The sequence below is a fragment of the Calothrix rhizosoleniae SC01 genome (genome assembly GCF_900185595.1).
GTDB lineage: Bacteria > Cyanobacteriota > Cyanobacteriia > Cyanobacteriales > Nostocaceae > Calothrix_A > Calothrix_A rhizosoleniae.
This window is the reverse complement of the sequence record NZ_FYBH01000278.1, coordinates 1-6,240: the sequence shown is the minus strand read 5'-3', so window position 1 is coordinate 6,240 and position 6,240 is coordinate 1. Positions and strand designations below refer to the sequence as shown.

3 protein-coding genes are annotated in these 6,240 nt (G+C 34.8%); 1 reads left to right on the top strand and 2 read right to left on the bottom strand.

Annotated elements, in window-relative coordinates:
• Positions 1–979: 979 nt before the first annotated feature.
• Positions 980–2,821, bottom strand: coding sequence for a hypothetical protein (locus CALSC_RS16700; protein ID WP_088242441.1), 1,842 nt, complete (start codon positions 2,819–2,821; stop codon positions 980–982).
• Between the two features lie 434 nt (positions 2,822–3,255).
• On the opposite strand from CALSC_RS16700, the gene CALSC_RS16695 reads away from it, so the two are divergent.
• The gene (locus tag CALSC_RS16695; protein WP_088242440.1) at positions 3,256–4,491 is read left to right on the top strand and encodes an ATP-grasp domain-containing protein; all 1,236 of its coding nucleotides are present in this window, start codon (positions 3,256–3,258) and stop codon (positions 4,489–4,491) included.
• A 270-nt stretch (positions 4,492–4,761) separates the two neighbouring features.
• Here the strand turns inward: CALSC_RS16695 and CALSC_RS16690 are convergent, their stop codons facing one another.
• On the bottom strand, positions 4,762–6,204 hold the full coding sequence (locus tag CALSC_RS16690) for a hypothetical protein (protein WP_088242439.1): 1,443 nt from the start codon (positions 6,202–6,204) through the stop codon (positions 4,762–4,764).
• Between the last annotated feature and the right edge of the window lie 36 nt (positions 6,205–6,240).

Here is a 6,240-nt window from a genome sequence, read left to right as displayed (position 1 = left end):
ACTTATATTGAAGCGATTAGTTTTCTTGTGTGTTTATTGAGAAGCAAATGCTTGCTTGGTAATTATTAACTTAATCAGCACATAATTACTTGCGTGAAAGTTAATCGAGTTAAATACAAATTGAAACTACATTAATGTACAACTAAAAAATTAGCTGTTTTTAGCCTCAATCTATTCAAAATTCAGGTTCATCACAAATGTAACTTATATACCCCATAAACTATTTTTATGCACTATATAAGCCACCAGAGTTCTATCTATTGTTGATATCACTCATCTGTGATTAGCTTCCTAATTGTAACGAATTTATTTCAAAATGAAACAAATGAATGAAAAAAATATCTTATGCGATCGCCAAGCATCAATTTATGTCAAAAGTAGTATGTATATAGTCATAAAAATGAACCATATATATTTTTGCATAAATTATTTTCAGCCAAAAGAAAATCCCTAATTATTGTCTGATCAGCTTTTCGAGTTTTACTCTGATTTTTTTGTCGCTTCAAGTAAATGCAAATTTTACGATTAATTTTATAAATATAAATACTTGTAACACTAATTTAAAGTAATGATTTATAAAATTATTGCTGCTTAATCATCGAATATAGTCTGCCTGAGATAGCTGATTTATTATTCCCAAGTCAATAGCTATAGAAAAAAATTATATAAGAATGCTAGTTTATCATCCTAAATATAGATGAAAATTTTTGACTGCTCCCCTACCTGAAGACAAAGGGATTCTCAAAAGAAGCTACGGGATGGTTTAAAACCGCGTCCTGTAGCTTTTTCTTAGCTGTCACCCAGATATAAATCCGGGTGGGATGAGTCAAAGCACCCCTACACACTCCACTCAAATCAAGTCCATACGAACTATCTGTTTTTTATTTGAAATTACTATAATTATGTAAATGTATTTCCTCTGTTGGCGTAGCCACCCTGTAACGACTAAAAGGCATTGCGAATCATTTTCTGGATGACTCTACCTTCTAGGTGTATGTTGATAAATTTGATTACCTTGAGCATCATAAATAGCTAAAGGAATGCCTGCATTATCACTAATTATTTCTAGGGCTTGCTGTAATGTCTGTAAGTGATTAGTAGTGGTAATCGATGAATTATTTTCGTAACTCTTGGCAATAACTTGTTCATACTCAGAAGTAATGCGAACTGCGATCGCCTGCAAGTTGACTGTAAAATTACAAATGGCAATACCACTATTAACACAGGTTTTTCCCAAATCGGTACGAGCCCTTTGTAGTTGATTAAAAACTTGGAGTTGTGTTTTTGCTCTTTTTAACGAGTTATTATACGGTGTTAGCAGAGGTTTTGCCTTGTCATAATAAGAACTATCTCGGTAGATTTGTTGAATTGCGATTACAGCCTGGTTCCATTGGTTGACAGATGCCTGCCACTGATTCTGTTTTTCATAGATTTGAGCCTGTTTGGCAGCATTAAGGGCTTGATTATAGGTTTTATTAGCCATTTGTTCTTTTGCAGCCTTTAAACGAGCATTAGCTAGTTTTGGTTTATATTGCACTAAAAGCTTTTGTGCGTCTGCATGTGCCAAGCTATTTGGAGGGATGATGTTCAAAGCATTAACTACGACTTCCCAAGTCGATTGGGTTTTTTGTAATTCCTGTAAAGATTTAGCCTTACCTTGTCGTTTCTGAGCTACTATCCCTACCGATTTAGCCGATTCTAGTTTCTTTAACCATTTATCTTCGGTGCGTAGCCGTCGATTGACGGTTTGCAAATTTCGGCGATAAACAGACAATGTTGGACTTACCCATCCATAGAATGGACTTTTGCTATTAATTGCTTCCAGAGGAAGAATCGCCTGTCGCCACAACTGTTGGGTCGATTGTAATTCCTGGAGACTTTGTTTAGGGGTTTGGGTTTTTTGTACTGCCTGTTTTGATACTTGTAAGGCTTTGAGTAACAGATTAACTTCTTCCTCTTGAGCTGACAATTTGGTTGTCAGTGGTTCTACTTCCTGGTGACGAGATGACCAGGGGGGTATTTGTTTGAGGGAAGCGATCGCTTGTTCTATTTCTGTTTGTAATTTTGTTAGTTCTGCCATGGGACTGGTGTTATTCCCCTGGAGTCGGAAAGGTTTTTGTTGTAGTTCTGTGGCAACTTGGATCGGTTGACACCCTGAGATCACACAAGGGCGAGTCACCACATATGCACCCAATCCAAACATAGTGATTGCTAATAACCCCCCACAAAGAATGAAAGATCTAGTAGAGTATCGATGCTTAATTGTTGAGTAATGGCTTAAATCTGGTGCATCAGCAAGAGGGTCAAAATCCTGACTTTCAGAATTTTCCATAGTCGGAGGTAGAACCGATGATTCTTCAGTATTGACATCATAATCATCCTCCGTTAAGGCTGGAGCCCATGATTTTTCGGCATTTACATCATAATCATCAAGTGATGAGGAAACAGCAGCATCTACTGGTTCATCTTGGGGAATATCTTCTCCCGGCAATTCTATATCAATAACAGAGGGAATGATCTCCTTAACAATATTCAAATCCCGTTTTGCATAGGGAAGTTTCGACCCAACCGCCCTCAAAAAAATTTCTACTTGTGATTCTTCTAGGAAAGATGATGATTCTAAAGCCTCTTCGATGACAGCAAATATTTTCTCCCTATCGGTTATCACACCTTGGGGATGTTGGGTCAGAATCATCAGTCGCTCATTTTTGACAACACACTTGACTTGGAAAAATTCACCTGATGGAATTTCTGCACGCAAGTGTTCTTGTAAAGTATTATTTAACAACTCTAAATATTCTTGCCGTTCTTCTAATTTCATCCATCTATCCCGTTGGTGATTCTGGTTTTCTGTCTGTGTGATGGTTTAGATATTGGAGATTCATTCATTGAATGTGGGCACATAGTTGACTGAATGACCAAGCCCCTAGCCCTTGCAGGGCGCCTGCGCCCACGAGGCGAGTGTAGGGGAAGAATTAGCCCCGAAATCTGGTTGCAAGCCCCTTTTTTTAAGTATGGAGTTTCCTATACCCTACACCCCGTTCATAAACTTAATATCTAAACGAACAACTTTCTAACACATTTTTTTTACTTTCACCAAAATTAAAAATATACTGAATTAGATAAAATTGATAGCAGAAAAATATAGTTGATTGTGCCGATAAAAAACTAGAGTTCGTGATCGTAGTGTAGGTTTAGTGTGTTGTCTGTCACCTCGGTTAATTTTTGGAAGTGGGAATACAAGGTTTATAGTATATGGATTTATTAGAATATCAAGTCAAAAATTGGTTTCGGGAAATGGATATTCCTGTATTACCTTCTCAAAAAATAGACCATCCCACTGACTTGAAACGATTACAAATAAATTATCCGATTGTCCTCAAATCTCAGGTGCATGGTAGAAATAGGGCAAAAGCTGGTGGAGTCAGGTTTGTCGGCACCACCATTGATGCGATCGCAGCAGCTCAAACTATTTTCAATTTACCCATTTTGGGGGAATTACCAGAGGCATTATTAGCAGAAACAAAATATGAGAAGGTAGCAGAATTTTACCTGGCTGTAGTCTTAGATACAGCAGTTTGTCGTCCAGTCCTTTTAGGCTGCCAGGAAGCTGACATTGATTGGGAATCAGCAGGGGAGAAAATGCAGTATGTATTGGTAGAAGAAGAATTTTCTCCATTTTATGCCCGTCGATTAGCCCTGAAAATGGACTTGCATGGAAGTTCTATGCAATCAATCAGCACGGTAATTGAGAAGATGTATCATTTGTTTATCCAAAAAGATTTGGATCTAGTGGAAATCAATCCATTAGCCATTAATAATCGCGGTCAACTGATGGCACTCAATGGTAGTGTGATAGTAAATGAAAGATCCCTGAGAAGACATCCAGAAATTAGAACCAAAGAAGATAGAATTTTAGAGAAATATCCCACCATTCCTCTCGGCTCATACGTCGGCAGATCAAATAATTCTGGACGAGGAAAAATCGCAATTTTAGGGAATGGTGTAGGCTCAGTGATGGCAACATTAGATTTAGTTGTCAATGCTGGGGGTAAACCGGGGGTGTGCATGAATCTACGTCATAGTTCTGTAACTGATTCCCAACCAACTACTTTCAGTCAGCGTCTAGAACAGGCATTAAACGTTTTAGTTACCGATAGAAGTGTCAAAGTTATACTGATGAACTTCTTAGATAGTATTTCTGAAGCAGCAGTAGTGGCGGAAACAATCGCTCGATTTGTGCAAAATCATGAGAATGAATTTAAATCCCAAACATTACGCTCTAGTGGGAATAAAAACCGTTTTACAGAAACTATGCCTTATTTAGTAGTTCGTTTGGTTGGTTCCCAATTAAATGAAGCAAAAAAATATTTAGTCAAAATTCAACCGTTAGATAATGCACCTCTGTTGATAGAAAATTTGGATCAAGCGGTAGCCGAGGCTATTAGTTTGACGATGGCAAAATCCTCTGGTAATCAAAAAATTAGATAGTTTAACCACACTCCTTCCATTACTTCTCTTAATATACAAGAGTGCATGACGTTGGGAGAATATTTGAACATCGCCATGAGAGTTATAATTTTGGTTGAACATGCAAAGAAATTATAACTCTCCTAGTTAAGATAGTTACACCAAATTAACTGTGGCGAGTTAGCCCTTAAATTGAATTTTTAATATAAGAATGAACGATGCGCTAAAATTTTTGCGTTAGCGTAGCTCTTCTGCAGGAGAAACACCTCACTAAAAATTGTATTTTCTAACCTATTTAGGACTTACGCAAGCATTATTACTTGTTTTCATTCTTTCGCTGTATAAATTATTCTGAATATACTTAAGTTTCCTCAATTTATTCTCTAACATTTTTTCATAAGTTAGTATGCCAGATAAAAATAAAATAGCTAATATGATAATAATCGATGAAACTTGTAATAGATTTATTGATGAAACTTGTAGTAGGTTTCTCGTTGTTGTCACAAATAAACTAAAATTTTTATTGAAAACGTTGTTGATTAAATCAATTTCATCTGCAATAAAAATCAAGAAATTTTGTACTGGTGTGGTGCAAATTGTAAGATTTATAGATCCGTTAAAATTATTTCTAATATTCATTAGATCTGCTTTCCAAGTAAGCATTAATAATATTCCATGTAAAAAAGTAATAAATCCCCAAAAAATGCGCCTTTTTTTTAGTATTATTATGCTCAAATAAATAGTTATAAATATTACTAATGAGCTTAGGCATATAAGCAATAAAAATAATATAAATGGAATAAAGTATGACAGAAATAATTGGTATATTAAACAAATAAAACCTACTACCAAGCTTAATACCAATAAGGCAGCCAATAATATAATAAATGCCCCTATTAATAAGAGTGCAAAATAAATAAATACTAGATTTAGGAAACGTAGTATAATCAGTAGCTTAATCCGGAGTAAAACTAATAAATCTGAAATTTTATTGTATATATTTGATCTTTGTGTATCTAGATTTATTAACCTTTGTGCATATAGATTTATATTTTTATCCACGAAAGATTTTGCTTGATTAAATAGAGAGTTTAAACACTGCTGTGCATTTAAATATTGCTCATAATTGCTGTAATTATTATTTTTTGATATTGTGTTTGCTTTTTTATTGATATTTTTTAATTGATTATCATTTTTTTTACCAAGGTTAGTATATTTTATTAATTCAATTTGTTTGATTAAAAATTCGGCATTTTTTTGAATCCATTCCTTTATTTTGTCATTAAGTTCAGCTCTAATATATCTATCATATTCATCTAGCCAATCTCCGGCTAAAATGAGTGTATTGAGGGCTTCAATATTTTCATCATTTCTCAAGGGTTGTATAATTTCACCTATTTCTATATCTGGGCATTCAGATTGATAAAATAATGCATTGGCTAAAAAAATAGCTTCTCTTTTTATCTTAAAGGTGGGAGCACGTACTCCTATTTGCACACCAATACTTTTGGGAAATAAAGATAAAATATTTCTAATAATATCTTGCTCTTGCCTGTTTAAGTATTCATAAAAATCTTGTATAAAAACTTGATTTTCAATAATGGCATAAAGCCTAGCTCTAATATCTCTATCAAATTCATCTAACCAATCTCCGGTTCTACTAAGTATAATGGCGGTAAAGATGGCAAGTATTCTTTCCTCAGTAGATGCCTCTTGTGTCAAAAAAGGCTGCAAAATTTCATATATTAAGTAGATCGGCGTAAAAAATTA